At 64.4% G+C, this 427-nt stretch carries 1 protein-coding gene; it reads right to left on the reverse strand.

All coding sequences use genetic code 11. The annotated features are described in order from the left end of the window. Positions 1–6: 6 nt before the first annotated feature. Positions 7–387 carry a helix-turn-helix domain-containing protein gene (locus FJV41_RS50765; RefSeq protein ID WP_141649644.1) on the reverse strand — a complete coding sequence of 127 codons (381 nt, stop codon included), beginning with the start codon at positions 385–387 and terminating at the stop codon, positions 7–9. Between the last annotated feature and the right edge of the window lie 40 nt (positions 388–427).

A 427-nucleotide genomic window follows, 5' to 3' on the forward strand; every position in this document is an offset into this window, starting at 1 on the left:
ATTCCATCAGCGCACGCCCGACAGGAGCTGGATAAGGGCAAGGGCCTGGTGCGCGTCCAACTCGTGCACACGTCGGAGCAGGGCCTCCTTGGCGGCAGCGACGACGTCTGGTGGCAGCGAGGCGCGGTAGCCCAGTAATTCGTTGGGGGTGGTGCGGAGGGCGGGGCACAGACGGTACAGCGTCTGGACGCTGGGGAGCATTCGCCCTCGCTCGAGCCGGCAGTAGGTGGTGGGAGAGATGTTGATGAGTTGGGCCACCTCCGCCTGTGTCAGGTTGGCACGAATGCGGGCGATGCGCGTGGTGTCGCCGATGATGGCGGACAAGGGGCGGGAGGGCTCCGGCTCCTTCGGAAGGGCGACGGCGCGGATGTCGGGGTGGATATACATTCCAGACAAACTATACCTGATAGGCTAGTCAACTTCACCT

The organism is Myxococcus llanfairpwllgwyngyllgogerychwyrndrobwllllantysiliogogogochensis (genome assembly GCF_006636215.1).
In the GTDB taxonomy this organism is placed as follows: Bacteria; Myxococcota; Myxococcia; order Myxococcales; family Myxococcaceae; genus Myxococcus; species Myxococcus llanfairpwllgwyngyllgogerychwyrndrobwllllantysiliogogogochensis.